The sequence below is a fragment of the Candidatus Pelagibacter giovannonii genome, from assembly GCF_012276695.1.
Lineage (GTDB): Bacteria > Pseudomonadota > Alphaproteobacteria > Pelagibacterales > Pelagibacteraceae > Pelagibacter > Pelagibacter giovannonii.
Window position 1 is genome coordinate 286866 of record NZ_CP038852.1, and the last position, 26443, is coordinate 313308.

Here is a 26443-nt window from a genome sequence, read left to right on the forward strand (position 1 = left end):
ATTGGTAATGTCGATTAAATTTTTTCTATTTTAAAAAAACGGGAACTTAAAATTATTAAGCCCCCGTTTAAATTATCTATTTACTTTTGCGTTTTTGCAAATGCAGTTCCAATTGATGCATCAGATGTTTCCATTTGAGCAATAAAAGGTACTACGATTTTTGCGTGAGCAGTCATGTGCTTGTATACTTTATCAAAGAACGCATTTTCTTTTGAGTTCTTTAAAATAGTAGCTTTAGCAGCAGCCATGTACTCAACAAAGTAATCAGCTGGTGTATCATGAAGTATAACACCATGCTTAGATGTTAATTCAATTAACGCTTTTCCATTTTCAACAGCTCTGTTTGTGATGTTTCTAGTTATCATCGCTTCAGAAGCAATTTCCATCGCATATTTTTCTTGCTTAGATAACTTATTGTAAACATCTTTGTTGAAGAAAATGTCTCCATTTACAACGTTTTGGTGTAAGCCCTGAAGGTAGTAATTTTTCAATACCTTTTGGAAACCAAATACTAGATCTGGTTTTGGACAACACCATTCAGCAGCATCGATTGTTCCTTTTTCAAGTGCTGGCAGAATATCTCCACCACCCATTGAAACTGAAGCAACACCAATATCTTTGTATGTTTGACCAGGAATTCCCGGAGGAGTTCTGAATCTGTATTTTCTGAAATCAGCCATACTGTTTATCGGCTCTTTGAACCAACCTAAAGCTTCTGGACCAGAAGATGCCATGATGAAACCTTTTACGTTCATACCCATTTCATCCCATAGTTGATCGTATAAAGCTTGTCCACCGTTATCAAAATACCAAGCTAACCAAGATTTAGTACTTAAACCAATACCACCACCTGCAACTGGCGAACCAAATAACATTGCAGCAGGGTGATAATTAGACCAGTAATGAGTCCAAGCAGCACCACCATCAACAAGACCCTTGTCAACAGCTTCTAATGTTTCTTTAACACCTACAACTTCTCCAGCTCCTAGAAGTTCAAATTTTAATGAACCACCAGTAAGGCCAGTAACTCTTTCGGCCCACATTCCTACGATTTGTGCATCATAAGAAGTTTTTGGAAAGGTCATTTGTATTTTTAAAGTTTTAGCTGAAGCAGAAGCGATAATAGATACTGCAAAAACTAAACTTAAAATCAATGTTGTGATTTTTTTCATGTTTTTCCCTCTCTGTTTTTTTTATTAAGTCTTAATAAGATTTGAAATAAACATTATTGTAAGAGAAAAGTAAACTTAAAATAAGGTAAATATGGATGATACAACCTATGGTATATTATAATCAATTCAATTACTTGGTATACTTTTAATACTGTAAAGTAAATTTACAAATGTTGTTTTTATTTATTTCCCTTTGGATCAAATGGATAATTCCAAGCATCACCACCAATCATTTTAGATATACCTGAATAGTCAGTATCACTATCACCTTCATCACAGAACTTTGAAAAAATTTCTAAAGCAGCTTTACCTAAAGGTGTTGAGGCATCAACAGACTGCGCAGCGTCCATAGCTAATCTTAAATCCTTCCTCATCATTGCTGCTGTAAAACCTGGTCGGTATTTATTATTTGAAGGAACTCCATCAGTAAGATTTGGTAAAGGTGTATAATTAGTCATAGCCCAATTATTTCCTGAAGCTGCTTTTATTATTTCATGAACCTTTCTAATATCCATTTTTAATCTTTTAGCTAACATTAAAGATTCAGATGCTGCTATCATAGAAATTCCTAAAGACATATTGTTGCAAATTTTTACCCCTACTCCACTTCCTTGAGCTCCTGCATGTAAAATTTTTTGTCCCATAATATCAAATAAAGGTTTTGCTAATGCTACAGCTTCATCACTTCCACCAACTAAAAAATTTAATTTTCCAATTCTTGCTCCCATCACACCGCCAGTAACTGGTGCATCTATCATTTTAATTCCAAGTTTTTTTGATTCATTACCTAGCTCAAGAGAAGTCTCAATATCAATTGTTGAGCAATCAATTATCAAACATTCTTTTGGAATTTTATTTAATATTCCTTTGTCTCCTAAATAAAGAGATCGAACATGTTTTCCCTCTGGTAGCATAGATATAACAGTACTAGCGCCATCTAATAATTCATCAATTGTTGATACAACATTTAAACCTGACTCTTTTGCAGTTTTTATTACCTCTGGTGAAACATCAAAAGCTTTAACTTTTTTACCAGCTTTAATCAGTTGATCAGCCATAGGGTTTCCCATATTTCCAACGCCTATGAATGCAATGTGATTAGTCATCTAAATTTGATTTACCTCTATTAATCAAAACTGTTTTACTTTGCGTGAAGTGATTCATCATGCTATCAAAAGCATATTCTTTACCTAAACCACTCATTTTAATTCCCCCATAAGAAACATTAGCCCTTGGAGCTACACATTGATTTACCTGAACAAAACCAGCTTCGATTTCATCTACAAACTGTAATGCTCTAGATAGATTTTGTGTCCATAAAACTGCTGATAAACCAAAGGGTGTGTCGTTAGCACTTCTCATAACTTCATCAAAATTTTTAAATGGAATGGCACAAGCAACAGGGCCAAATACCTCTTCTTGACATACAGGAGATTCTACAGGTACGCCTGATAATAAAGTTGGTTCATAGAAAAACCCTTCTTTATAATCTCCTCCTTTGGGTTGATTACCACCATGTAATACTTTTGCAGATGAGGTTTTTTTTGCAATATCCATATAGTGTAATGTTCTTTTAAGTTGTTCATCAGATATTATGGCACCAATATCAGATTTAGTATCAAGTGCATTTCCCATCTTAAGTTTACTCAGCTTAGAAACCACCCCTTCTAAAACTTTATCATAGATTTTTTCATGTATATAAACTCTTGATCCAGCAGTACATGCTTGTCCTTGACGAGTATACCTCATGCCATCGATTACACCTGGTATTGCTATATCTAAATCAGCATCACTCATTATAATATTTGGGTTTTTTCCACCTAATTCCAATGTAACAGGACATAATTTTGGAGCAGCCTTCATTGCAATAATTTTTCCAACAGAAAACGATCCTGTAAAAGTAACCTTTCTAACTTTAGGGTGATCTATTAAAGGTTCACCACACTCTTCTCCATATCCAGAAATGACGTTTAAAACTCCAGGAGGAAGTTCTTGTTGTAATATTTCACATAAGAGTAAAGCACAAAGTGGTGCTTGTTCAGCAGTTTTTAACACTACAGTATTGCCCGCCACAATAGCTGGTGCAATTTTTGCAACAGTTAAAAATAAAGGAGCGTTCCAAGGAATAATTGCACAAACAACTCCAATTGGATCTTTAGTTGTGTAATGAATTGTGTTTGGAATATTTGGTGGGTAATTTTCACCTTTAATTTCTCCTGCCAGTCCAGCAAACATATGAGTTAACTCAATTGATGCTACTGTCTCAGGTATAGCCTGAGTTCTAAGAGCGTTACCAGTATCTAAAGCTAATAATGTTTCAATTTCATTTTTTCTATCTTCTAATTTTCTAGCAGCAGCTGACATTATTTTACCACGTTCTCTTGCAGGTATTTTTTTCCATTTTTGAAATGCAGCTTCCGCTGAATCAACCGCTATATTTACATCAACCTTATTGCACTGCGGCGCTTCACCAATACTTTCACCTGTACTTGGATTTAATACACTGATTTTACCTTTAGCTTTAGAAGGTGACAATTTTCCATCAATTAAAATTTTATTAGATAATCTTTTTGCATTACCTAGTGCTAGTTCTAAATTATTTTTAAAATCATCACTCATTAATTGCTTATTTCACCTTTTCTTGTTTTCGCAGCTAACCAGCCGCCGTCAATTTTTATCTCAGATCCATTTATAAAATCAGCATCATCGCTAGAAAGAAAAACTGCTGCACCAGATATATCAGATGGTAAACCCCAACGTCCAACTATAGTTTCTTTACCCCAAGCTTCACCATGAGTAGGATCTTCAGCAAACTTTTGATTGAAAGGTGTTGAAATTAACCCAGGGCAAATAGTATTAACGTTAATATTTTTCCCTGTTAAATCAACTGCTAAGGCTCTTGTTAAACCAAGTATACCAGATTTTGCAGCAACATAAGCTACTCTATCAGGTCTGCCCATAAAACTTGCAATTGATCCAAAATTAATGATTTTTCCTTTACCATTTTTTATCATGTGAGGAATAACAGACTTACAGCACAGATATGGTCCGGTTAAGTTTACCGATATCATGTCATCCCATTGTTGTTTTGTATGATCTAGAATATTATTAATATGTCTAATACCGGCATTGTTAACAAGAATATCGATCTTACCAAATTTCTTAATAGCTGCTTCAGCCATATTATTTGCACTGTCTTCTTCGGCAACATTTGTTTCTACAACAATTGCTCCACCATTATTATCTTGAATCTTTTTAGAAATTTTTTCACCATTTTCAATATCCATTTCAGCAATAACAATTTTTGCGCCCTCACTTGCTAATCTCAAACAAATCTCTGCACCAATTCCTTTTCCACCCCCTGTGACTATTGCTATTCTATCTTTTAGTTTCATTGAAATCCTGTAGTAAAAATTTTTAATTTTATTTAGGTTATTACTTTTTAAAATTTTAATCAAAACAAATAATAAATATAAAATTTATTTTGGTATTATAATAAAACTAGTATACTAAACATACCATGGTAAACAATTTAGAGATAAATAAAGATCCATTAAACAATGCATTAAAATTAATTAGTGGAAAGTGGAAAATTAAAATTCTTGAAAAGTTAAGCAATAGGTCAATTAGATTTGGTAAACTTAAGAAAAATTTAGATACTATAACTTCTCAAATGCTGTCTAAACAATTAAAAGAAATGGAGAATGACACTCTAGTAAAAAGAAAGGTTATTAAATCAAACCCAATAACTGTTGAATATTCTTTAACACAATTTGGCAACTCTAGCTTACCAATAATTAGATCTTTGATTAAATGGGGAAGTATTAATAAAAGAAAAATGTCACGTGTTATTGAAAAAGATCAGGAAAGAGCAATTGATTTATTAAATGATGAAATTAGATTTAAAAACTTACAAAGAAAAAACTTCTATGGATAGAATGATATTACTTATGAGGGCCAAGTTTTTTATTTTCATTTTGCCAAGCTTTAATTCCACCTTTTAAAACCGAAACATTAGTAAATCCCAAATCTTCAGAAAATGAATTAGCTAACATTGATGCCGTTTCTCCATCATGACTTATAAAAATCAAATTAACATCTTGAGATTGAGAAGCAGCTAATGCTCTAATTTTATCCATAACATACACTTGAAATTTACCATTTTTATCAAAAGCTGTTTCTGGAAATGAACCTTTGATAACACCTGTTTTATCCCACTCTTCTTCTGTTCTAATATCTAATGCTACAGCATTATTTTCAATCATTTCTATTAGTTCATCTGATGAAACTGATTTATAACTAGGATCTAGAACGTCAATTACCTCAAATTCAAATATCAGATCTGTATTGGGTGGTATAATATCTCCTCCACCATTTTCTCCATAAGCTAATTCAGCTGGAATTTTAATTTTTCTTTTAGTTCCTTTGGTAGTTCCTATTATTCCTTGCTCAAAACCAGGAATTACCTCTTTCATGCTCATTTGCACTACTAAAGGTCTATCCTTACCAACATTTGTATCAAAAACTTTTCCATTTTCAAATGAGCCTGTGTATTCAAGCTGAACCCAAGAATGTTTTATAATTTTTTTTCCCGTACCAGGCTTATCATTGATAATTTCAATTTCAACAGACTGAACTTGAAGTGATAAAGATAAAAAAATTGTACATATAAGTATTAATATTTTTTTCATTATTTTATAATTGTTCAATTATCAGAAATAAATATGATTTTCTATATATTATTAGATTATTAATAAAAATTAATTTATAAAAATATATATGGATAATTTTGACTACATCATTATTGGAGCTGGATCAGCAGGATGTGTTTTGGCAAATAGATTGTCTGAAAACCCAAAAAATAAAGTTCTTTTAATTGAAGCTGGTGGTAAAGATAATTATCCATGGATTCATATTCCTGTTGGATATTTTAAAACCATGCACAATCCAGATGTAGACTGGTGTTATAATACAGAACCAGATAAGACCATGAACAATAGATCCATAAGATATCCAAGAGGTAAAACTTTAGGAGGAAGTTCTTCAATCAATGGTTTATTATATGTTAGGGGTCAAAGTAGAGACTATGATATCTGGAGACAATTGGGTAACAAGGGTTGGAGTTGGGATGATGTATTACCTTATTTTATAAAAGCAGAAAATCAAGAAAGAGGTGAAAATGAGTTCCATGGTGTTGGTGGCCCTTTGTCAGTTTCAGACCAAAGAATTCAATTACCACTATTAAATGAATTCCAAAAAGCTGCTGAAGAGTTTGGTGTTCCAAAAACTAAAGATTTTAATACAGGAGATAATTATGGTTGTGGTTATTTTCAAGTAACTGAAAAAGATGGCTTTAGATGTAGCACTGCTGTTGGCTATCTTAACCCTATAAAAAAAAGACCTAATCTAAAAATAGTTACAAAAGCTCATGTTAAAAAGATTAATTTTGAAAACAAAGTTGCTAAAGAAGTTGAGTACTGGATTGAAAATGAATTATTCACTGTAAACGCTAGCAAAGAAATTGTCTTATCTTCAGGCGCAATTGGTTCTCCACAATTATTACAAGTGTCTGGTGTTGGTAATTCAAATAAATTAAAAAAACTAGGAATTGAGATGGTGCATGAATTAAAGGGTGTTGGTGAAAACTTACAAGACCATTTAATGTTTAGACCAATATATAAAATACAAAATATAAAATCTCTTAATAAAAAAATTAACAGTTTATTTGGTAACTTATTAATTGGATTAGAATACGTATTTAATAGAAGTGGGCCCATGACTATGGGTGCAAGTCAGATGTGTATGTTTGCAAAAAGTGATCCATCGTTAGAACTGCCTGATTTACAGTGGCATGTTCAGCCAATGAGTATGGATACATTGGGTGCAACTAAGAATCATGATTTTCACGGTTTCACTCCAACAGTTTCACAAATAAGACCAACTAGTAGAGGGCATATCAGTGTGACAGATAAAGATTCTAGAACTTATGCAAAAATAAAAATGAATTACCTATCAACTGATGAAGATAGAAGAATTGCAGCAGCTGGTCTTAAATTAACAAGAAAAATTGTTTTAGAATCTGAAACATTCAAAAAATTTAGCCCAGAAGAATATCGCCCTGGAACTCATTTAACAGAAGATGAGGAAATATTAAAAGCAGCAGCAGATTATGCCCAGACAATATTTCATCCAGTTGGAACATGTAAAATGGGTCAAGACGATATGGCTGTAGTTAACGATCAATTAAAAGTTCATGGGATAAAAAATTTAAGAGTGATTGATGCTTCTATAATGCCTAATATCACCTCTGGTAATACTAATGCTCCTACAATAATGATTGCAGAAAAAGGTGCTGATATGATACTAAGCAATTGATGTTTGCAGAATTATTCGGACCTGAGCAACTTGTAATCTTAGGTCAAATTATATTTATAGATTTAGTCTTAGCAGGAGATAATGCTATTATTATTGGAATGGTAGCTTCTAAATTTCCAGTGGAACAAAGAAAAAAGGTAATTTTTTGGGGGATAGGTGGTGCAGTAATTTTAAGAATTATCTTAACTATGCTAACTGCCTATTTATTACAAATAACAGGTTTAAGACTAATAGGTGGATTGCTTCTTCTTTATATAGTTTACAAACTCTATACGGATGTCATTAAAGGTCAGTCAGGTAATGAAGACGTTAAAGTAGATAATTCAAGTTTCATGAAAGCTATTTGGACAGTTTTACTTGCTGATTTTACAATGAGTTTAGATAATGTTTTGGGTGTAGCTGGTGCTGCTGGTGATCACTATGTACTACTAATTTTTGGATTAGCTTTATCAATAATCCTTATGGCAACAGCTGCTACTGTGATATCAAGATGGATTAACGAATATAAATGGATAGCATGGATTGGTTTAATTGCTATACTGGTTGTTGCAATCGAATTAATCTATACTGATTTAAAATTATTTATTTAAATGTACTTACAAAAAATAAATCTTAAAAATAAATATGCATTAGTAACTGGGGCTGGCAAGGGATTGGGTAGAGCCTGCTCTATTGCGCTTGCTGAAGCTGGTGCAACAATCATTGCATTAAGTAGAACTCAATCAGATCTTGATAAACTTGAAAAAGAAATAAAAAAGATAAAAGGCAAAATTATCAAAATTAATTGTGATGTAATGAATTATGAAGATCTTAAAAAAAGTTTAAATAAGATTAAAATTATAGATATTTTAGTTAATAATGCGGGCACAAATATTCCTGAGCCCTTTGAAAAAATCAAACAAGAAAACATGAACTACTTAGTAGATTTAAACCTTAAAGCTGCTTTTAATGTGGCTCAATTAGTTGTTAAAAAAATGCTAAAGAATAAAAAAAGAGGTGGATCAATTATTAATATGTCCTCTCAACTTGGTCATGTTGGAATGGCTGGTAGAAATGTTTATAATATGACAAAATTTGGTATAGAAGGCTTAACTAAAGGCATGGGTGTTGAACTTGCAAAAAATAATATTAGAGTAAATACAGTAGCTCCTACTTTTGTTGCAACACCAATGGTTAAAAGATTTTTCAAAAACAAAGAATTTAAAAAACTAGCTTTAGGCAATATTCCTATGGGAAAATTAGCAACAGAAAGTGATGTCGCAACAAGTGTTTGTTTTTTAGCTTCTTCGGCATCGTCAATGGTTACGGCCACATCAATTCTAGTAGACGGTGGATGGACTGCAAAGTAATATATAGATTACTTTTATTAGTAGTATTATTTTTTTCAACTCAATCTTTTGCATTAGAGTTTCAGGGAAAATTCATTCAAGGACATTTCATTATTGGAAAAACTGATCCTGGGTCATCAATTTTTGTAGATAAAAAAAAAGTTAAAGTTTCAAAAGATGGTTATTTTGCATTTGGGATTGAAAAAGATAGAAAATTTGACATTACAATCACTGAAAATGATAACAAGATTGTAAAAAAAATAAAAAAAAGAAAATACAATATTCAAAAAATTGATGGCCTACCTAAAAAAAAAGTTACACCACCAGAAGAGTTTTACGTAAGAATTAAGAAAGAAAATAAATTAATAGCTGATGCAAGAGAAATTGAAAGTGACTTACAGTTTTTTAAAGAAAAGTTTATTATCCCAGTTGATGATGCAATAATTACTGGTGTTTACGGTAGTCAAAGAATTTTAAATGGCATACCCAAATGGCCCCATTATGGTTTAGATTTTGCTCAAAAAAAAGGTACACCAGTTAAAGCAATGAATAACGGTATTGTTACTCTAGCTGAAAAAGATTTATTTTATACGGGTGCAACTTTGATATTTGACCATGGTCATGGAATTTCAACTCTCTACATGCATATGGATGAAATTTTTGTAAATGTAGGTGATCATGTTAAAAAAGGAGACATCATTGCAACTGTTGGTTCATCAGGTAGATCAACTGGTCCTCACCTTGATATAAGACTTAATTGGTTTGGCACTAGACTAGATCCTGCAACTATACTAAACATTCAATAATGAATAAAACCTTATTAGAAAAGACAGCAGATAAATTAGTTAATGCTTTTGTAAAAAATAAAATAATTGCACCTCTTCCAACCAAATTTACAAAAAAATTAAGTGAAGCACAAAAGCTAAGAAAATTGTGTGAGAGTAAAGTTAAAGATCCAATAATAGGATTTAAAGCTGCAGGAACAGGCATACCTGTCATGAAAAAACTTAAAGAAAAGAAACCTTTCTATGCTGCAATCTTTAAAAAAAATTTTATAAAAAGTGGAAAAAAAGTAAAAATTAATAAGTCTACTTTAGGTATAGAGCTTGAAGTTTGTTACTTAATTAAGAAAAACTTTTTCTCATCTAAAGGATTAATTACTATGAAAAACGTAACAAAGTATATTTCACATATGGCTCCTTGTATTGAAGTTATTGGTTATAGACAAAAGAAAAAAGGAATAACTAGCTTTGGTGATTTATGCAGTGATTTTGGTGCAAATGTTAAGTTTTTAATTGGACAAAAGAAAAAATACAAAAGAATTAATATTGGAAACTTAAAGACAAATATTACTAATAAAAAAATTGATCAAAGTGTTAATGGAAATACAAATACTGTTTACATAAATCCAATTAATTCACTTAGATTTGTTTTAAATGAATTAAAAAAAGATAAAGTAAATCTTGATAAAGATTTTTATGTATTCACTGGATCAACTGTTGGTGTTGTGCCAATTTTAGGTAATGGTCTTTATACTGGAAAAGTGGACAAACTAGGGTCTGCTAAAGCAATAATTCATTAATTCATAAAATTTATTAATGGCACTACATTTTAGTAAGCAAGAATTTGAAAGTAGAAAATTAGCTACTTTAAAGTCTATGAAAGAGCAAAACCTTGATGCTCTTTTAATGTTCAGGCAAGAATCTATGTTTTGGCTTACAGGTTATGACACCTTTGGCTATGTTTTCTTTCAAACATTAATACTGGACAATAAAGGAAATATCATTCTTTTAACAAGAGCTCCAGATTTAAGACAAGCAAAAAACACATCTAATATTGAAGATATAAGAATTTGGGTTGATAAAGACCAGTCTAATCCTACTGATGATCTTAAAATTATTTTAAATGAATTGAATTTAAAAAATAAAAAAATTGGAATTGAATATGAAGCTTACGGTATGACAGGACGTAATGCTTTAAGACTTAATAAATCACTAGAAGGTTATTGTGAGGTAGAAGACCAATCAGAATTAATTACCAAACATAGGGTTGTTAAGTCTCAAGAAGAAGTTGTTTATGTAAAAAAAGCTGCAGAACTTGCAGATCAAGCGCTTGATGAAGCATGGAAATACGCAAAAGCTGGTGCTAGTGAAGCAAAAATTTTAGCTGAAATGCAAAGAGTTGTTTTAGAAGGTGGCGGCGATTATCCAGCAAATGAATTCATAATTGGATCAGGACACAACGCATTGTTATGCAGATATCAATCTGAGAAAAGAATTTTATCTGATACTGATCAATTAACTATTGAATGGGCCGGAACATATAAACATTATCACTCTGCAATGTTTAGGACTGTTCCTATTGGTAAAGCTGATCCAAAACATATTAAGATGCATGAAGCTTGTGTTGAGGCTTTAAGTAATTGTGCAAAAACTCTAATACCAGGAAAAACAGCTGGAAATGTATTTGATATACATGCTAAAACTTTTGATGATCTTGGGTACAATAAATCAAGAATGAATGCTTGTGGTTATTCATTAGGGGCAACCTTCTCACCCAATTGGATGGACTGGCCAATGCTATACACAGGTAATCCTTATGTAATAACTCCTGGTAATGTCTTCTTCATGCACATGATATTGATGGATTCAGACAATAATTTAGCTATGAATTTAGGAGAAACGTATCTTGTAACAGAGAACGGCAACGAGAGATTGGGTAAGCAAAAGCTGGATTTAGTAGTCTTATAGGCCTCCGCTACATAATCAGTTAAAGTTTAACTATTTTAGTATTTTCAATTTTATTTTCAAAAAAATCTATAATGTTTTGAGCTGTTTCTACAGCCATACTTTCTAACCCTTCTTTAGTAAACGTCGCAGCATGTGGGCTTAACACTACTTTTTTATTTGTAATTAATGGGTTTGTTGGTTCAGGTGGCTCTTTTTCAAAAACATCTATTCCAGCAAATGCTATGATATTATTATCAAGGGCATTGTTTAAATCCTCTTCATTAACAATTCCACCTCTGGCTGCATTAATTATGATTGAACTTTTTTTCATAAGTTTCATTTCTTTTAGAGTTATAAAATTCTTAGTTTCACTATTTAAAGGTAAACTTAATGATAAAATATCAGCTTTCTTTAAGCCCTCTTCAAGAGTTGCAACTTTTGCCCCACCAAAAGATGTTATAGTCGTATCATCAACATAAGGATCAAAAACAAGAACTTTCATATCAAAGCCAAGACATTTTTTAATTAGTTTCTTTCCAATTCTACCAAATCCAGTAATAAGAATTATTTTATTAAATAGCTCAAAATTTTTTTCAATATTCAAATGTATTGCTTTAATAAAATCTCCACCTCTAACCATGGTGTCAAACATACTAAAACCTTTGTAAATATTCAAAATCATGAACATTATATGCTCTGCTGGAGAAGTAGACGTAGAATCGTGCGCTACAAGTAGAGTAATTGCTTTTTCCTTTAAACATTCGGTGTCAACGCTATCGTACCCAACACCATGTCTTGCAATAACTTTAAGCTTATCACATTTATTTAAAATTTTTCTATCAATTTTACCTCTTCTAAGGGTAATTCCATCAAACTCAGGTAATTTTAATAAAAGATTTTCTCTAGATAGGTCTGTTACTATTTCACAATCAAAATCTTTGTAATTCATTAAAAGCTCAATGCCTTTATCCTTCATGGTATCGATGATGCCAATTTTATACATTTTTTCCTTCTATTTTAAATTCTAAACCAGAGACCTTCTGGAAGTGGTACTAATAATAAATTTTTAAAACCAAAGTATAGAAGCAGAATGAATATACTACCAAATAACATATAAATTATTATCTTCTTTAAAGGAATACTTTGCCCTGCATTAATTAAAATAAGCAGATTAAATGAAATTAAACTAGTTAAAATGAATCCAGTTCTTTCTAAAAAATATATCCAAGCAAAAAATGTTAAAATTAATAAAGGAATTTTAATAAATGAAACTTTTTCATTAATGACTTTAATTTCTAATTTAAAAGAACGAAAAATTAAAATTACAGATAGGATTAGTAATGCTGTTGTTATTGCATATGGAAAAACTGAACCGAAAGGGCTTAAACTATTTGCCTCATAAAAAAGAAGTAGAGATAATAAAATAAGACAAATACCAGAGATAAATGATGTTTTGTCTTTAACAAATTTAAGCATTTTTTCTCCTATTATAAATTCTTTTTAAAGTGGGTAGAAATAAACCCATTATAATAAAGAACACCAATACAATTGAGATAGGTCTTGCAAAATAATTTGCAAAAATATTTTCTTGAGCACTACCTATTATATATGCTTGAACAAACCCTTGTTCAGCAATTTGTCCTAATACTAGCCCTAAGACAATTGGTGACGCTTTAAATCCTGCTCTATTTAATATCCAACCAATTAAACCAAAAAAGAACATGAAATAGACGTTTAGAATATTATTTTGAATTGAATAACTACCAATAATTGTTAGAAAAATTATGATTGGTATTAGTATTTCTCTAGGTATTTTTATTATAGATTTGTATGCATATCTTCCCATTAACAATCCTAATGGTAGCATCATAATAGTTGCTAGAAGCAAACCAAATATAAAAGTGTACACAATTGAAGATTGCTGAGTAAACAAAGTGTCCCCAGTTCTTATTCCTTGAACTAATAATGCTCCTAAAATTACAGCGTCAGGTGGAGTGCCTGGTATACCAAGACATAGTGTCGGAATAAAACCTCCTCCAACTGTTGCATTATTTGCTGTCTCTGATGCTATTAAACCTTCTGGTTCACCTTTACCAAAATTATCTTTATTTTTTGAACTTCTCTTTGCCTCACCATATGAAACTATACTTGCAATACTTCCTCCAGCACCTGGAAGGATACCAATAAAAGTTCCAATTATTGCTCCTCTTAATGCCTCAAATTTTTTACGATACATTATTAAAAAAGATTCTTTTAATCTTAAACTTTTGGGTGTTGTATTTTCACTTAAATGCTTTCCCTTCATGCTAGTTAGACCTAAAATAACTGGAATACAAAAAAGTCCAATCATTGCACTAACAATTTCTATTCCACTATTTAAAAAACTAATATTCCAAGTCATTCTCATATCACCACCGATAACTGCGACACCAATCATTGACATTAATAAACCAAGGCAAGCACCAATTAATGATTTAATATTATCTCCTTCTGCTAAAGTTGAAATTAATGTTAAGCCTAAAATTGCTAACCAAAAATATTCTGTGGGACCAAATTTAAGTGAAATGCTTGCTAATGGGGGTGCAAATAAAGCTAAACATATGACTCCTACTATTCCACCTATAAATGATGACATGCAGCTTATGGACATGGCTAAATCACCATTACCAGTTTTAGCCATAGGGTATCCATCAAACGTAGTTGCAACAGCCGAAGGTGTTCCTGGTGTATTAATTAAGATTGCAGACCACGAGCCCCCAAAGATAGCTCCTGTATAAATTGCTCCTAGAACGATTAGTCCAGAAGAAGGTTCAAGTGCGAATGTAAAAGGCACTAAAATAGCAACCGCCATGGTTGCTGAAAGTCCTGGCAAAGCACCAATGATGATGCCTGCCAAAACTCCTGAAAAAGCTAAGCCTAAATTTAGTAGGCTTAACGATGACAAAAAATCTGTAAAAATATTTGTCATTCAAAGGTTTAATTATTTAATTAAACCAAGTTCTTTAGCGATAGCTTCGTTAGCTTTCTGTTGATCTTTCATAAATTTCTTAATTTTTTTATGACCAATATTAACAACTACAAAAGCGTTATCTTCCATTTGTTTAATAAAAGCAGGATCAGAATTAATCTTCATAATACGATCAGACCATTCTTTAACAGTTGCTTTAGAAGCTAATTTTGGAAGTGCGTAACCTCTATAAGCTCCAGAAACAATGTTATATCCTAGCTCTTTAAATGTAGGTACATCAGGGAAAGCCGGCAATCTTTCTTTTGATGCTACAGCAAGCATTCTAACTTTAGATCCTTGTTTAGCAGCAACAGTTGAATAGCCAGCTTCAGCTACAACTACCTTACCTAATAATGCTTGAACAGCAGCACCTGTACCTTTGAAAGGAACATAGGTAGTTTTAACTTTTGCTTTTTTATTTAAAGAAATAGTTAAAAGATGATTTGCTGAATATGTTCCAGATCCACTAAAAGTAAGTTGTCCTGGGTTTTGTTTAGCAAAGTTCATTAACTCTTCTAATGTTTTGTAAGGACTTGATGCTTCTACTAAAATTGCATCAGGAGTATAATGAAAAAATGCAAAAACATTTACATCTTCTGTTTTATAACCAGCTTTTTCACCTTTAGCGATAGGCTGCATAATGATGTGTGGAAGGTTAACACCCATGATCACACTACCATCACTTCTTTCTGAATTTAAAGAAGACCAGCCTACTGATCCACCACCACCTGGTTTGTATTGAACAACAATATCCTCTTTATAAATGTCTTTATAATAAGGTTGTTGCATTCTAGCCGTAACATCAGATTCTCCACCTGGGCCAAATGGAATGATGTTTGTAACTCCTGCATTAGCACCACTTATACTAATAATTATAAGTGATAATGCTGCAAGAAATTTACTAATATAAGATTTTAATTTCATTAGATATTTCCTCTTGTTTGTTAGTTTAAGTTAGAAAACTATTTATTTTTGATCTTACTGTCAACGTCCATGTGTGCAGAAATAACTGATATGTTTAAGTTCAAATCATGTTATCTATCGTATTTAAAGTTAAAATTATCCTCTAATTAAATAAAAATGAAAATTATTGATATTCAAGAAAAAACCTTCTCAATTAGTTCAGATATTAAAAATGCCTATATCAGTTTTGCAAAAATGGATTGTAGTGTTGTTGCAATAAAAACTGATATAAAAATTAACGGTGAAAATGTTGTTGGATATGGTTTTCATTCTAATGGACGATATGCGGTCAGTGAACTCTTAACAAAAAGATTTATACCTAGATTAAATGAAGCTAATGAAAAAGATTTATTAAACGACGAAGGTAATAATTTTAGTCCAGAAAAAATTTCAAAAGTTTTAATGCAAAATGAAAAACCAGGTGGTCATGGAGAAAGAAGTACAGCTGTAGGAACTTTAGATATGGCAGTTTGGGATATAGTTTCAAAAATAGAGCAAGTTCCACTTTATGAATATTTGGCTAAAAAATATGGCAATGGAGAATTTACTAATAAAATTTTTGTATATGCTGCTGGAGGTTATTACTACCCAGGTAAAGATATTCCATTACTTCTTGATGAGATGAAAGGTTATTTAGATTTAGGGTTTACAACAGTCAAAATGAAAATAGGAGGTGCTCCTTTAAAAGATGATTTAAAAAGAATTGAAAGCGTTCTAAAGTTAGTTGGGGATGGTAAAAATTTATGCGTTGATGCTAATGGTAGATTTGATCTAAAAACAGCTATTGAATATGGAGCAGCAATAGAACCTTATAATCTTAAGTGGTATGAAGAAGCGGGAGATCCTTTAGATTATGAATTAAATTCTGAGTTATCAAAAACTTATAAAAATGGATTAGCTACTGGTGAAAATTTATTTTCAATACAAGATTCTAGAAATTTAATTCGTTATGGTGGAATGCGAAAAGATATTGACTGGTTACAATTTGATTGTTCTTTAAGTTATGGATTGGTTGAATATTTAAAAACTTTAAAGATGATGAAAGAAAATAATTGGAGTTCCACAAGGGTAATACCTCATGGTGGACATCAAATTTCTTGTAATATTGCTGCCGGATTAAACTTGGGTGGAAATGAAATTTATCCTAGCTTATTTCAACCTTTTGGAGGATTTCCAGATTCATCTTTAGTTGAAAATAGCCAGGTAACCTTTCCAAAATTTATTGGTATGGGTTATGAAAAAAAAGAAAAATTAAATACATTATTTAAAAAACTATTTAATTAAAATTTTATTTTTTTATAAAATTAAGAATAGTATTTTTAAGTGTGCTACTTATAATTAAAGTTCCTTTTTCATTTGGGTGCATACCATCATCTTGATTAAATTCAGGCTTTAATGCTACACCTTCCAACAAAAAAGTTATTAAATCTAAATCATATTTTTTAGCTAAGCTTGAATAAATATTATCAAACTTTCTTTTATAACTAATTCCATGCGTTGTTGGTGCAATCATACCAGCTAGAATTATTTCTATATTTTTTAGTTTTGCTATTTGAATAATTTTTTCTAAATTTTTTTCAGTCTCAATCGGGCTTATTCCTCTTAACATATCATTAGCACCCAAGCCTAAGATCATTAAATCAATATCAGGCTGAGATAAAGACCACTCAACACGATTTAATCCACTAGCAGATGTACTTCCAGATACACTTCCATCAATAACTTCAAGATTATAACCACTATCATTAAGATTGTTTTGAAGAACAATGGCTAAATGTTTTTCCTGCGGAAGACCATAACCAGCCATCAAGCTATCACCAAATAAGATAACCTTTTCTATAGCATTGACGTTTATGCTCACTAGACAGAAGACAATAATTTTAATAATAAATCTTTTAATCATGGACAGTCTTCTTAAGCTAAAAAACGTCAATCTTAAATACCAAACTGGTAATGATACTATTAAGGTTTTAAAGAATGTTAATTTAGAAACTAAAAAAAATGAGTCTATTTCAATAGTTGGAGAAAGTGGGTCTGGAAAAACAAGCTTAATCATGCTTGCTGGAGGACTAGAGAAAGCAACTTCTGGTAAGATATTTTTTGAAGATCAAGAAATATCTAAAATGAGTGAAGATGAAGTTTCTAAAATTAGAAGAAAGAACATAGGTATAGTTTTTCAATCTTTCTATCTTATTCCAAACTACACTGCTGTTGAAAATGTTGCTCTAACCTTAGAGTTAAATAATTTAAAAAACCCTAGCGAACGAGCCAAAGAATTATTAGATCGATTTGGATTAAAAAATAGATTTAACAATCTGCCAAGTCAACTTTCAGGTGGTGAACAGCAACGTGTAGCTATTGCAAGAGCTATAGCCATGAAACCTAAACTAATTTTAGCAGATGAGCCTACAGGAAATTTAGATAGTGAAAATTCACAAATGATTGCAGATATTTTGTTTAAATATATTAAGGAAGAAAAATCATCTTTAATTATGGTCACCCATGATCCAAAACTTGCAAATAAAGCAAAAAGAAAAATTAAAATCAAAGATGGAAAAATTGTCTAAGCTTTCAGAGTACAAGTTAACTTTGATATATGCCTTAAGAGACTTGAGTAGAAATTATAAAAAAATTTCTAGTATCATTTTAACACTTTTTATCAGTTTATTTATCTTAGGTTCAATTTTCACAATTGAAGATAGTTTAAATAAAGAATTAAATAATAATTCAAGAGCACTTTTAGGTGGAGATATTGAAATTGATTATAATCGTAATGTTGGCAACTTAGAATTGATTAACCAAGTTAAAGAATTTGCTACCGTTTCACAAATGGTTGAGTTTAGCACCATGATCTCAACTACAGGTAAGACTAAAAATAAATCAATATTTTCTAGAATTAAAACAGTAGATCAAAATTACCCATTATTTGGTAAAGTAGGTTATGAGCCAACTGGTGCATTTGAAAAAATACAAACAACAGAAAATACAATCCTTGTTAATGAAAATATTTTCAAAAATCTTAATTTAAAGATAAATGATAAAATTAAAGTTCAAGACAAACTCTTTACTGTAATTGGTATTGTAAAATCTGTACCTGATATTGGAGGTGCATTTGTATTTGGTGATTTTGCTTTAGCTGGAAAACAAACATTAGAACTATTAAAACTTAACAATCTAGGTAGTTTTTTAAACTATGAATATAAGGTAAGATTTAATGAGGGAGACAATCCAAAAACTTTATCTAAAAAAATTGAGCAATTATTCAAAGATGAAAAAAAGGTACGACTTAGATATCATGAAAAGTCTGATGGTCCTTTAAAGAGAATAATTGATAATTTCTCACAGTTTTTGTCCCTTGTATCAATTAGTGCAATGTTAATTGCAGGAATTGGGATTGCTAACACCCTGCTTTCATTCATTAATCAGAACAATATGTCTATCGCAGTTAAGAAGTCTTTAGGCTTTTTCTCAAAGGATATTAAAATGGTCTACTATCTTCAATTACTCATTTTATTATTCATTATATCTACTGCTGCCTACTCATTTAGTTTCTTTCTAGTCCCGATTGTCGATGTTTATTTATCAGCTGGCCTTGGCTTGAATATTGAAGGTAGTTTTTCTATCCTTAATTATTTTAAAGTTTTTTTAGTAGGTTTATTAGTGTTAATCATATTTTCTATACCAACCATCAATGCAATTGATCAAGTTAAAGCATCAAACTTATTTAGAAATGTATTTCAAAACCTTCAATTTTATTATTCAAAAAAATCAATCGTTTTAAGTCTATTTTTATTGTCAGTTTTAATATCTTTATTTACTATTGGTTCAGCTCGCCCCATTTATAGCTTGAGTTATTTTGGTGCTTTCTTTGTTTGTCTATTAGTTTTTTATTTATTATCAAACTTGATCATTAAATTATTTAAAAGTCTTAAAGAACATCAAAATATTTCAATTAAAGTTTCAGTTAAAAATATCACTCAAACTAAAAGTATTACTCCTATAACTATTATGTCTTTAGGTTTAGGCGTCACCTTATTATTAACTTTAGCTTTTGTTGGTTCAAACTTTAAAAGAGAAATTGCAAAATCTATACCGGAACTTGCGCCTGATTATTTTTTCATTGGTATTCAAGGTGATGAAAGAAAAATATTTGAAGATTTAATTTTTAATATGGATAAAGATGCTAACCTTGAAATTGTTCCCATGGTCTCAACAGGTATTCTAAAAATTAATGGAATAGATCCAAATACTTATATCGACTCAAGTAATGATAGCCACTGGGTGATTAGAAATGACAGAAGGTCTTCTTGGGCTGATAAAGTTTTAAAAGATAACCCAATTGTAGAAGGTAAGTGGTGGGATTTAGATAGACCTGATAAACTTCAAATTTCACTTGATAGTAAAATTGCTAAAGATTTTAATATTAAAATTGGTGATATTTTTACTTTAAATATTTATGGACGTGAAATTGAAGGTGAAATTGTAAACTTTAGGTTAGTAGACTACAGAGATTTTACTATTAACTTTGCTATGTTATTAAATCCTCAATTTGCAAAAAATATACCTCATGAATATTTGGCCACTTCAAAGTTTAAAAGTTTAGAGAATTTTAATGAAACTGCTTTACTAGATAAAATGCCTAGTCTTTCTATTATAAAAATCACTGATTACTTAGAGAAAGTAACAGATCTTTTAAATAAAGTGTTTATTGCTGTAACTGTTATTTCAGCAATTACTATAGTTATTGGTTTAATTGTCATAACAAGTGCAATTATAGTTCAAGGTAAAATTAAAGAATTTCAAAACTTAATATTTAAAATTCTAGGTTTTTCTAAAGCTGAAGTTGTGCTCTCTTCAATTATTGAATTTTTTATTATATTCACATCCATAATTCTAATAGCTCTCTTTTTTGCAGTCATAGGTTCGCAATTTATTATTGAAAATATTTTTCAAATCACTTGGAAGTTTGATTTAGTAATATTTTTGCAGGTAACTATTGGTATTGGATTAGCTACATTAATCTTGATAATACTTACAAATTTAAAATACCTAAGTCCTAAGGTTTATCCCCTTATAAGAAATCAATAATTTCTTTGTCATGCTCTAATTTATTTAATATATTAAATATACTTTTATGACATCCGCTATCTTTGCTAAACAAATAGGATTAAAAAACTTTTTTTTAAGAGGCTTAAAAATAAAAATAATTAAAAAATTTATAAAAGAAAAATTTATTTATAAAGTCATTACAAACAATAATTATAGCATTTATAAATGGGATCCGTCTGGTACTGAAGTTTTTATGACCCAGTGTTTTACGGATTGGGGAAATGAATATCTTTTTTTAGATAGTTTAAAAAATAGACAAAATGATATTTTTTTAGATATTGGTTGTCATAGTGGATATTATCCAACCTTATTTAAAAATTATTTTAAAAAAATTATTGGTTTTGAGCCAAGTACCAAATGTATCAATATTTTAAAAAAAATAGATATCGATAATTTTTATTATCATCAATATTTTGTTGGGGATGAAAATATTTCTGTAGTTGCAGGCGATTCTGAGGATGGCTATTCTTTCTATTCTGATAATTCAAATCATAAACTAAGTAATTTAAAAAATATGAATCAAATTACTATAGATAAGTTTTGTAAAAATGAAAATTTAGAGAATATTACAGCAATTAAGATAGATATTGATGGTATGGATTTAAAAGTTTTATATGGAGGTGAAGAGGTCATTAAATTAAACAGACCTTCTATTATCATTGAAAATTACACAAGAGAGTTATTCCATTTTTTTAAAGACCTAAACTATAGTTTGTTAACTTTGGTTTCCTCTAAAGAAAAACCATACAATCTTAATTTGATAGAATTAAAAAATTTTGATGAAGATAGGTGGATTAAAATGATTTGCTGTATACCAAATGAATACAAAAATAATTATGAAAATAATTTTTTTAAAGGTGGTATTATCTCAGGAATAAATAAGAGGGAAATTCTTAAAACATTTTATTTCAAAAAAAATCCCTGAAACTTTCATTCCGAGGGTTCTAATTTTGTTTAGTATTTGTATCTAAAGTGTTCTTTAGATGGAACCGTATTACGTGATATTTAAGACACTCATTTGTAATTTAAAAAATTGATAGTTAATTTTTATTATATATCTGAACGACTTTTAAATCTTTCATAAGCTAATCTAGTTTTAACACCAATATTTAAAAATGGTTGTGGTGGAAGCCAAGTAGGCTTACTTCTAGATTCTATTATTTCAATTTCATCACTATTTTCATTACTTGCTTTAATTGCTATCTGTTCGCCAAATAAAGTTCCAACTCCAATACCAGAACCATTATAACAACCTGCTACAAAGACGTTGTTATCAATTTTATCAAAAATTTGAGAACTATTTCTTGTTCTAGATACAATCCCAGACCAGCTAGATTCAATAATATTATCTGATAAACTTGGGAATCTTTTTTTAATTCCAAGTTTTTGATTAAAAGATCTTTTATCTAAATCTGATTTAGACATTTTAAAAGGGCTATGAACTTCAGCAGTGTTTCTAATTAAAATTCTTTTGTCTTTTGTCATTCTAATAGTTGCACCCATTGGTCTAACGGGTAGCACACCCCATTCTTTAGGTTCGCCAATGGATTTAAATTCAGTATCAGTTAATGATCTTGTCATGCTTGCAGTTAAAGTTAAGGGGAAATTATAGTTATTTTTTATACCAAGTGATTTTAAAAAACCATTAGTACAAAAAATAATATTTTTAGTAATTATTTTATGATTATTAAATTTACAAATAATTGTATCACTATTTTTTGACCATTCATTTAATTGAGTGTTTTCTAATAGCTCAACATTACCTGATAAAGTGTCAACCATTGCTCTTACAAGTTTTCCCGGGTGTAATAAAATTCCACCTTTAGTGTAAAGTGCTAGTTTATAAAAATTTGTACCTAATCTTTTACCTAATTCATCTTTTTCTAAGATATTATGCTCAAAGTTTAGTTTTAATAAAGTTTTGCTAAAATTTTCCAATATCTTTCTGTCTTTTTCATTTGATGAAGCAAAATATTTTCCACTATCATTCCATTCACAATCAACCTGGTGTTCTTTAATAAACTTTTTTACAACATCAATTCCTAATTTATAAATATCAGTCTTCTTTTTATAATTAGAAAGCTCTTTATTTGATGTAAAACCATCATTAAGTGTCGTATCAACTAAATATCCTGAGTTTCTTCCACTTGCACCCTCGCCTGCTAATTGGGCATCAACAATAATAATTTTTTTATTAGGATGAAGTTCTGATAGTTTTCTAGCAGCAGATAAGCCTGTATAGCCAGCACCTACTATTAACCAGTCACAGGATTTATCTTTATCTAAATTTTTTATATTAGATCTTCTATCAAGGTCATTAATCCAACTACAACAAGTATCATTAACTACATTCATGCAGTTAGATTATGACAGATAAGATGTTTTTAAAAGATTTTAAGATACCAAAGAAGGTTGCTTGATCATGTCTTCTTTTTTGATCCCTGCAACTTTAACTGGTTTTTTCATAGCATCTCTTCTGAAAGGCTCTCCCAGTTCTTGGTTAAGAATTACTTCAATAAACGTTGTAATTCCTTTCTTTTGATCTTCACATGATTGCTTGATTGCATTTGTTGTCTCTTCCATCGTACGAACAGTAACTCCTTTTAAACCACAAGCGTCAGCAACTTTTGCATAACTTAATTCTGGGTCAAGTTCTGTTCCAACGAAGTTATCATCAAACCATAATGTAGTGTTTCTTTTTTCAGCACCCCATTGATAGTTTCTAAAAATCACCATTGTAATTGCTGGCCATTCTTCTCTAGCGCAAGAACTCATTTCATTCATACTAATACCGAATGCGCCGTCACCTGCAAAACCAATTACTGGTGTGTCAGGACATCCAATTTTTGCTCCAAGAATTGCTGGAAAACCATAACCACATGGACCAAATAATCCCGGTGCTAAATATTTTCTACCTTTTTCAAATGTAGGATAAGCATTTCCAATTGCACAGTTATTTCCAATATCACTTGAGATAATTACATCATCAGGCATACCTGCTTGAATTCCTCTCCATGCTTCTCTAGGAGACATTCTATCCGCATCTCTTTTTCTAGCTTCTGCATTCCAAACTGTACCTTCATCATCGTCTTCATGATCTAAACTTGATAGCTCTTGTAACCAAGCAGATTTAGTTTGGTGGATTGTATTTTTTCTCTCTTCTCTATTAATGTCTCCTGCTGTTGGAGAAAGTTGAGCTAAAATTTGTTGAGATACTAATTTTGCATCCCCACAAATACCAACTGATACTTTTTTAGTTAAACCAATTCTATCTGAATTCATATCAACTTGAATGATACTTGCATCCTTAGGCCAGTAATCCATTCCATAACCTGGTAATGTTGAGAAAGGATTTAATCTTGTACCAAGTGCAAGAACAACATCAGCTTTCTTAATTAATTCCATTCCAGCTTTTGATCCATTGTATCCTAAAGGTCCAGCTGCTAATGGGTGGCTACCTGGGAAACTATCGTTATGTTGATACCCAGAACAGACTGGGGCATCTAATTTTTCAGCTAATTTTTTACAATCTTCAATCGCTCCACCAATTACAACTCCAGCACCAGATAATATTACTGGAAACTTAGCATTTGATAATAAGTCAGCTGCTTTTTTAATTGCATCAACTCCACCCGCTTGTCTTTCAAGTCTCACAATTGGAGGAAGATCGATATCAATAACTTGTGTCCAATAATCTCTTGGAACATTTATTTGTGCGGGAGCTGATCCTCTTATTGCCTTTTCAATTACCCTATTTAATACTTCTGCCATTCTTGAAGGGTCTCTAACTTCTTCTTGGTAGCAAACCATGTCTTTAAATAAATTCATTTGTTCGACTTCTTGAAAACCACCTTGACCCATAGTTTTATTAGCTGCCTGCGGTGTTACTAATAATAATGGTGTGTGGTTCCAGTATGCGGTTTTAATTGGAGTAACAAGACCTGTAATTCCAGGACCATTTTGTGCAATTACCATTGACATTTTACCAGTAGATCTTGTGTAACCATCAGCAATTAACCCACCGTTTGTTTCATGAGCAACATCCCAAAAAGTAATTCCAGCATCAGGAAAAATATCTGAAATTGGCATGAAAGCCGATCCAATAATTCCAAATGCGTGTTCAATTCCATGCATTTGTAAAACTTTTACAAAAGCTTCTTCTGTTGTCATTTTAGTCATAATAATTAGGCCTTCCTGCTTAAGTTGTTAAAAAATCTATTAATAATTTGTTAATTTTAAAGATTAATATATAAGAATTTAAAAATTTCAAACAAACAAATCGACACAATTATGGCTACAGATATTATTATACATGACGAGAAAGACAACGTTGGAGTAGTTGTTATTGATAAAATTGCTCCAAAACAAGATTGCGCATGCTGGATTATGGAGAATGATAAAACAGTTCAAATTCAATCAGTAGATGAAATTCAATTAGGACATAAAATTGCAATGGTTGACCTTAACGAAGGTGATACTATTTTAAAATATGGTCATGATATTGGAAAAGTAATTAAATCAATCAAAAAAGGTGAACATGTTCATGTTCACAATGTAAAAACGAAGAAGTGGTAAAAAATATGGAAATTCCAAAAAGTTTTTTAGGTTATAAAAGAGAAAATGGCAGAGCAGGAACGAGAAATCATGTAATCATTCTTCCTGTAGATGACATTTCAAATGCATGTGCTGAAGCTGTTGCAAACAATATTAAAGGCACAATGGCCCTTCCTCACTCTTATGGAAGGCTTCAATTTGGTGCTGATTTAGATTTACACTTTAGAACTATGATTGGAACTGGAAGCAACCCAAATGTTGCAGCAGTAATAGTTATTGGTATAGAGCCAAAATGGACAAAAAAAATAGTTGATGGAATAGCAAAAACAGGAAAGCCAGTTGAAGGATTTCATATTGAGCGAACTGGAGATATTGGTACTGTCATGAAAGCCTCAAAAAAAGCTCAGGAATTTGTGATGTGGGCGTCTGAAAAACAAAGAGAAGAGTGTCCTATGAGTGATTTATGGATATCAGTTAAGTGTGGAGAATCAGATACAACATCTGGATTAGCTGCAAACCCTACAGTTGGAAATTTAATGGATAAATTAGAACCAATGGGTGTTCATTTATGTTTTGGAGAAACTTCAGAACTTACTGGAGCTGAAACTGTTTGTGCTAAAAGAGGTGCAACACCAGAAGCATCAGAAAAATTTATGAAAACATGGAATTCTTATAATGATTTTATACTTAAAGAAGCAACTGATGACCTTTCAGAAAGCCAACCTACTGCAGGAAATATTGCCGGTGGGCTTACAACGATAGAAGAAAAAGCATTTGGTAACTTTCAAAAAATTGGTTCATGTAAATTTATTGATGTACTAGAACCAGCTGAAGAGCCAACCAAAGGTAAAGGCTTATACTTTATGGATACATCATCAGCAGCAGCTGAATGTGTAACTCTTCAGGCAGCAGCTGGATTTAACATTCACTTATTCCCAACTGGTCAAGGTAATATCGTGGGTAACCCTATTGAACCAGTTATCAAATTAACTGCCAATCCATTAACTGTAAAAGGTATGGGAGAACATATTGATTGTGATGTATCAAAAATTTTATCACGTGAGATGACTATGTCTCAAGCTGGTGATGAGTTAATTAAATCTATGATTAGAGTAGCAAATGGTAGATTAACATGTGCAGAAAGTTTAGGACATAAAGAGTTTGTTATGACAAAACTCTATAGAAGTGCGTAGCTTTTAAAGTTCT

At 31.0% G+C, this 26443-nt stretch carries 25 protein-coding genes; 13 read left to right on the top strand and 12 right to left on the bottom strand.

Annotation, left to right across the window (positions count from 1 at the left end):
- Positions 1 to 80: 80 nt before the first annotated feature.
- The 4 genes from E5R92_RS01670 to E5R92_RS01685 all read right to left on the bottom strand — a co-directional run bounded on the left by E5R92_RS01670 (position 81) and on the right by E5R92_RS01685 (position 4567).
- The gene (locus tag E5R92_RS01670) at positions 81 to 1172 is read right to left on the bottom strand and encodes a TRAP transporter substrate-binding protein (protein ID WP_168606382.1); all 1092 of its coding nucleotides are present in this window, start codon (positions 1170 to 1172) and stop codon (positions 81 to 83) included.
- A gap of 179 nt (positions 1173 to 1351) precedes the next feature.
- Positions 1352 to 2278, bottom strand: a complete 927-nt coding sequence (mmsB, locus tag E5R92_RS01675) for a 3-hydroxyisobutyrate dehydrogenase (protein WP_168606383.1) — start codon at positions 2276 to 2278, stop codon at positions 1352 to 1354.
- Positions 2271 to 3791: an aldehyde dehydrogenase family protein gene (locus tag E5R92_RS01680; RefSeq protein WP_168606384.1), complete on the bottom strand. Its 1521-nt coding sequence runs from the start codon at positions 3789 to 3791 to the stop codon at positions 2271 to 2273. The genes mmsB and E5R92_RS01680 overlap by 8 nt, the downstream gene beginning before the upstream one ends.
- Positions 3791 to 4567 carry an SDR family NAD(P)-dependent oxidoreductase gene (locus E5R92_RS01685; RefSeq protein ID WP_168606385.1) on the bottom strand — a complete coding sequence of 259 codons (777 nt, stop codon included), beginning with the start codon at positions 4565 to 4567 and terminating at the stop codon, positions 3791 to 3793. Before E5R92_RS01685 ends, E5R92_RS01680 begins: the two co-directional genes overlap by 1 nt.
- Before the next feature lie 125 nt (positions 4568 to 4692).
- Here E5R92_RS01685 and E5R92_RS01690 point away from each other — a divergent pair, with 125 nt between their 5' ends.
- The gene (locus E5R92_RS01690) at positions 4693 to 5109 is read left to right on the top strand and encodes a winged helix-turn-helix transcriptional regulator (RefSeq protein WP_168606386.1); all 417 of its coding nucleotides are present in this window, start codon (positions 4693 to 4695) and stop codon (positions 5107 to 5109) included.
- A gap of 7 nt (positions 5110 to 5116) precedes the next feature.
- On the opposite strand, the gene E5R92_RS01695 is transcribed toward E5R92_RS01690, so the two are convergent.
- Positions 5117 to 5863, bottom strand: coding sequence for an FKBP-type peptidyl-prolyl cis-trans isomerase (locus tag E5R92_RS01695; protein WP_168606387.1), 747 nt, complete (start codon positions 5861 to 5863; stop codon positions 5117 to 5119).
- Between the two features lie 88 nt (positions 5864 to 5951).
- Here E5R92_RS01695 and E5R92_RS01700 point away from each other — a divergent pair, with 88 nt between their 5' ends.
- The 6 genes from E5R92_RS01700 to E5R92_RS01725 are packed head-to-tail and all read left to right on the top strand — an operon-like array spanning position 5952 to position 11625.
- On the top strand, positions 5952 to 7547 hold the full coding sequence (locus tag E5R92_RS01700; RefSeq protein WP_168606388.1) for a GMC family oxidoreductase: 1596 nt from the start codon (positions 5952 to 5954) through the stop codon (positions 7545 to 7547).
- Positions 7547 to 8137 carry a TerC family protein gene (locus E5R92_RS01705; RefSeq protein ID WP_168606389.1) on the top strand — a complete coding sequence of 197 codons (591 nt, stop codon included), beginning with the start codon at positions 7547 to 7549 and terminating at the stop codon, positions 8135 to 8137. Before E5R92_RS01700 ends, E5R92_RS01705 begins: the two co-directional genes overlap by 1 nt.
- Complete coding sequence (locus E5R92_RS01710) at positions 8138 to 8896, top strand: SDR family NAD(P)-dependent oxidoreductase (protein WP_168606390.1); 759 nt, start codon at positions 8138 to 8140, stop codon at positions 8894 to 8896.
- A complete protein-coding gene (locus E5R92_RS01715) occupies positions 8881 to 9681 on the top strand; it encodes a M23 family metallopeptidase (protein ID WP_168606391.1) in 801 nt (266 codons plus the stop codon). Before E5R92_RS01710 ends, E5R92_RS01715 begins: the two co-directional genes overlap by 16 nt.
- Positions 9681 to 10457, top strand: a complete 777-nt coding sequence (locus E5R92_RS01720) for a fumarylacetoacetate hydrolase (protein WP_168606392.1) — start codon at positions 9681 to 9683, stop codon at positions 10455 to 10457. Before E5R92_RS01715 ends, E5R92_RS01720 begins: the two co-directional genes overlap by 1 nt.
- A gap of 16 nt (positions 10458 to 10473) precedes the next feature.
- Positions 10474 to 11625, top strand: coding sequence for a M24 family metallopeptidase (locus tag E5R92_RS01725; RefSeq protein ID WP_168606393.1), 1152 nt, complete (start codon positions 10474 to 10476; stop codon positions 11623 to 11625).
- 19 nt (positions 11626 to 11644) lie between these two features.
- Here E5R92_RS01725 and E5R92_RS01730 read toward each other — a convergent pair whose 3' ends face one another.
- Genes E5R92_RS01730 through E5R92_RS01745 form a run of 4 tightly spaced genes read right to left on the bottom strand, consistent with a single transcriptional unit; the run spans position 11645 to position 15535 of the window.
- The gene (locus E5R92_RS01730) at positions 11645 to 12607 is read right to left on the bottom strand and encodes an NAD(P)-dependent oxidoreductase (protein ID WP_168606394.1); all 963 of its coding nucleotides are present in this window, start codon (positions 12605 to 12607) and stop codon (positions 11645 to 11647) included.
- A gap of 14 nt (positions 12608 to 12621) precedes the next feature.
- A complete protein-coding gene (locus E5R92_RS01735; RefSeq protein WP_168606395.1) occupies positions 12622 to 13080 on the bottom strand; it encodes a tripartite tricarboxylate transporter TctB family protein in 459 nt (152 codons plus the stop codon).
- A complete protein-coding gene (locus E5R92_RS01740; protein WP_168606396.1) occupies positions 13073 to 14572 on the bottom strand; it encodes a tripartite tricarboxylate transporter permease in 1500 nt (499 codons plus the stop codon). Before E5R92_RS01740 ends, E5R92_RS01735 begins: the two co-directional genes overlap by 8 nt.
- Before the next feature lie 12 nt (positions 14573 to 14584).
- The gene (locus tag E5R92_RS01745; protein ID WP_168606397.1) at positions 14585 to 15535 is read right to left on the bottom strand and encodes a tripartite tricarboxylate transporter substrate binding protein; all 951 of its coding nucleotides are present in this window, start codon (positions 15533 to 15535) and stop codon (positions 14585 to 14587) included.
- 156 nt (positions 15536 to 15691) lie between these two features.
- Between E5R92_RS01745 and E5R92_RS01750 the strand changes: the two genes are divergently transcribed.
- Complete coding sequence (locus E5R92_RS01750) at positions 15692 to 16858, top strand: mandelate racemase/muconate lactonizing enzyme family protein (RefSeq protein WP_168606398.1); 1167 nt, start codon at positions 15692 to 15694, stop codon at positions 16856 to 16858.
- Positions 16859 to 16862: 4 nt separating this feature from the next.
- Here E5R92_RS01750 and E5R92_RS01755 read toward each other — a convergent pair whose 3' ends face one another.
- Entirely contained in the window at positions 16863 to 17477 is a 615-nt protein-coding gene (locus E5R92_RS01755) for an arylesterase (protein ID WP_168606399.1), read from the bottom strand.
- Between E5R92_RS01755 and E5R92_RS01760 the strand changes: the two genes are divergently transcribed.
- Genes E5R92_RS01760 through E5R92_RS01770 form a run of 3 tightly spaced genes read left to right on the top strand, consistent with a single transcriptional unit; the run spans position 17476 to position 21608 of the window.
- Entirely contained in the window at positions 17476 to 18141 is a 666-nt protein-coding gene (locus tag E5R92_RS01760; RefSeq protein WP_168606400.1) for an ABC transporter ATP-binding protein, read from the top strand. The genes E5R92_RS01755 and E5R92_RS01760 overlap by 2 nt on opposite strands.
- Entirely contained in the window at positions 18077 to 20662 is a 2586-nt protein-coding gene (locus E5R92_RS01765; RefSeq protein WP_168606401.1) for an ABC transporter permease, read from the top strand. Before E5R92_RS01760 ends, E5R92_RS01765 begins: the two co-directional genes overlap by 65 nt.
- Positions 20663 to 20708: 46 nt before the next feature.
- Positions 20709 to 21608, top strand: coding sequence for an FkbM family methyltransferase (locus E5R92_RS01770; RefSeq protein ID WP_168606402.1), 900 nt, complete (start codon positions 20709 to 20711; stop codon positions 21606 to 21608).
- Positions 21609 to 21733: 125 nt separating this feature from the next.
- On the opposite strand, the gene E5R92_RS01775 is transcribed toward E5R92_RS01770, so the two are convergent.
- Positions 21734 to 23038, bottom strand: a complete 1305-nt coding sequence (locus E5R92_RS01775; RefSeq protein WP_168606403.1) for an NAD(P)/FAD-dependent oxidoreductase — start codon at positions 23036 to 23038, stop codon at positions 21734 to 21736.
- Between the two features lie 39 nt (positions 23039 to 23077).
- A complete protein-coding gene (gene xsc, locus E5R92_RS01780; protein ID WP_168606404.1) occupies positions 23078 to 24862 on the bottom strand; it encodes a sulfoacetaldehyde acetyltransferase in 1785 nt (594 codons plus the stop codon).
- Between the two features lie 111 nt (positions 24863 to 24973).
- Between xsc and E5R92_RS01785 the strand changes: the two genes are divergently transcribed.
- Together E5R92_RS01785 and E5R92_RS01790 are read left to right on the top strand one after the other, a co-directional pair.
- Complete coding sequence (locus tag E5R92_RS01785; protein WP_168606405.1) at positions 24974 to 25258, top strand: UxaA family hydrolase; 285 nt, start codon at positions 24974 to 24976, stop codon at positions 25256 to 25258.
- 5 nt (positions 25259 to 25263) lie between these two features.
- Entirely contained in the window at positions 25264 to 26430 is a 1167-nt protein-coding gene (locus tag E5R92_RS01790; RefSeq protein ID WP_168606406.1) for a UxaA family hydrolase, read from the top strand.
- Positions 26431 to 26443: the final 13 nt, after the last annotated feature.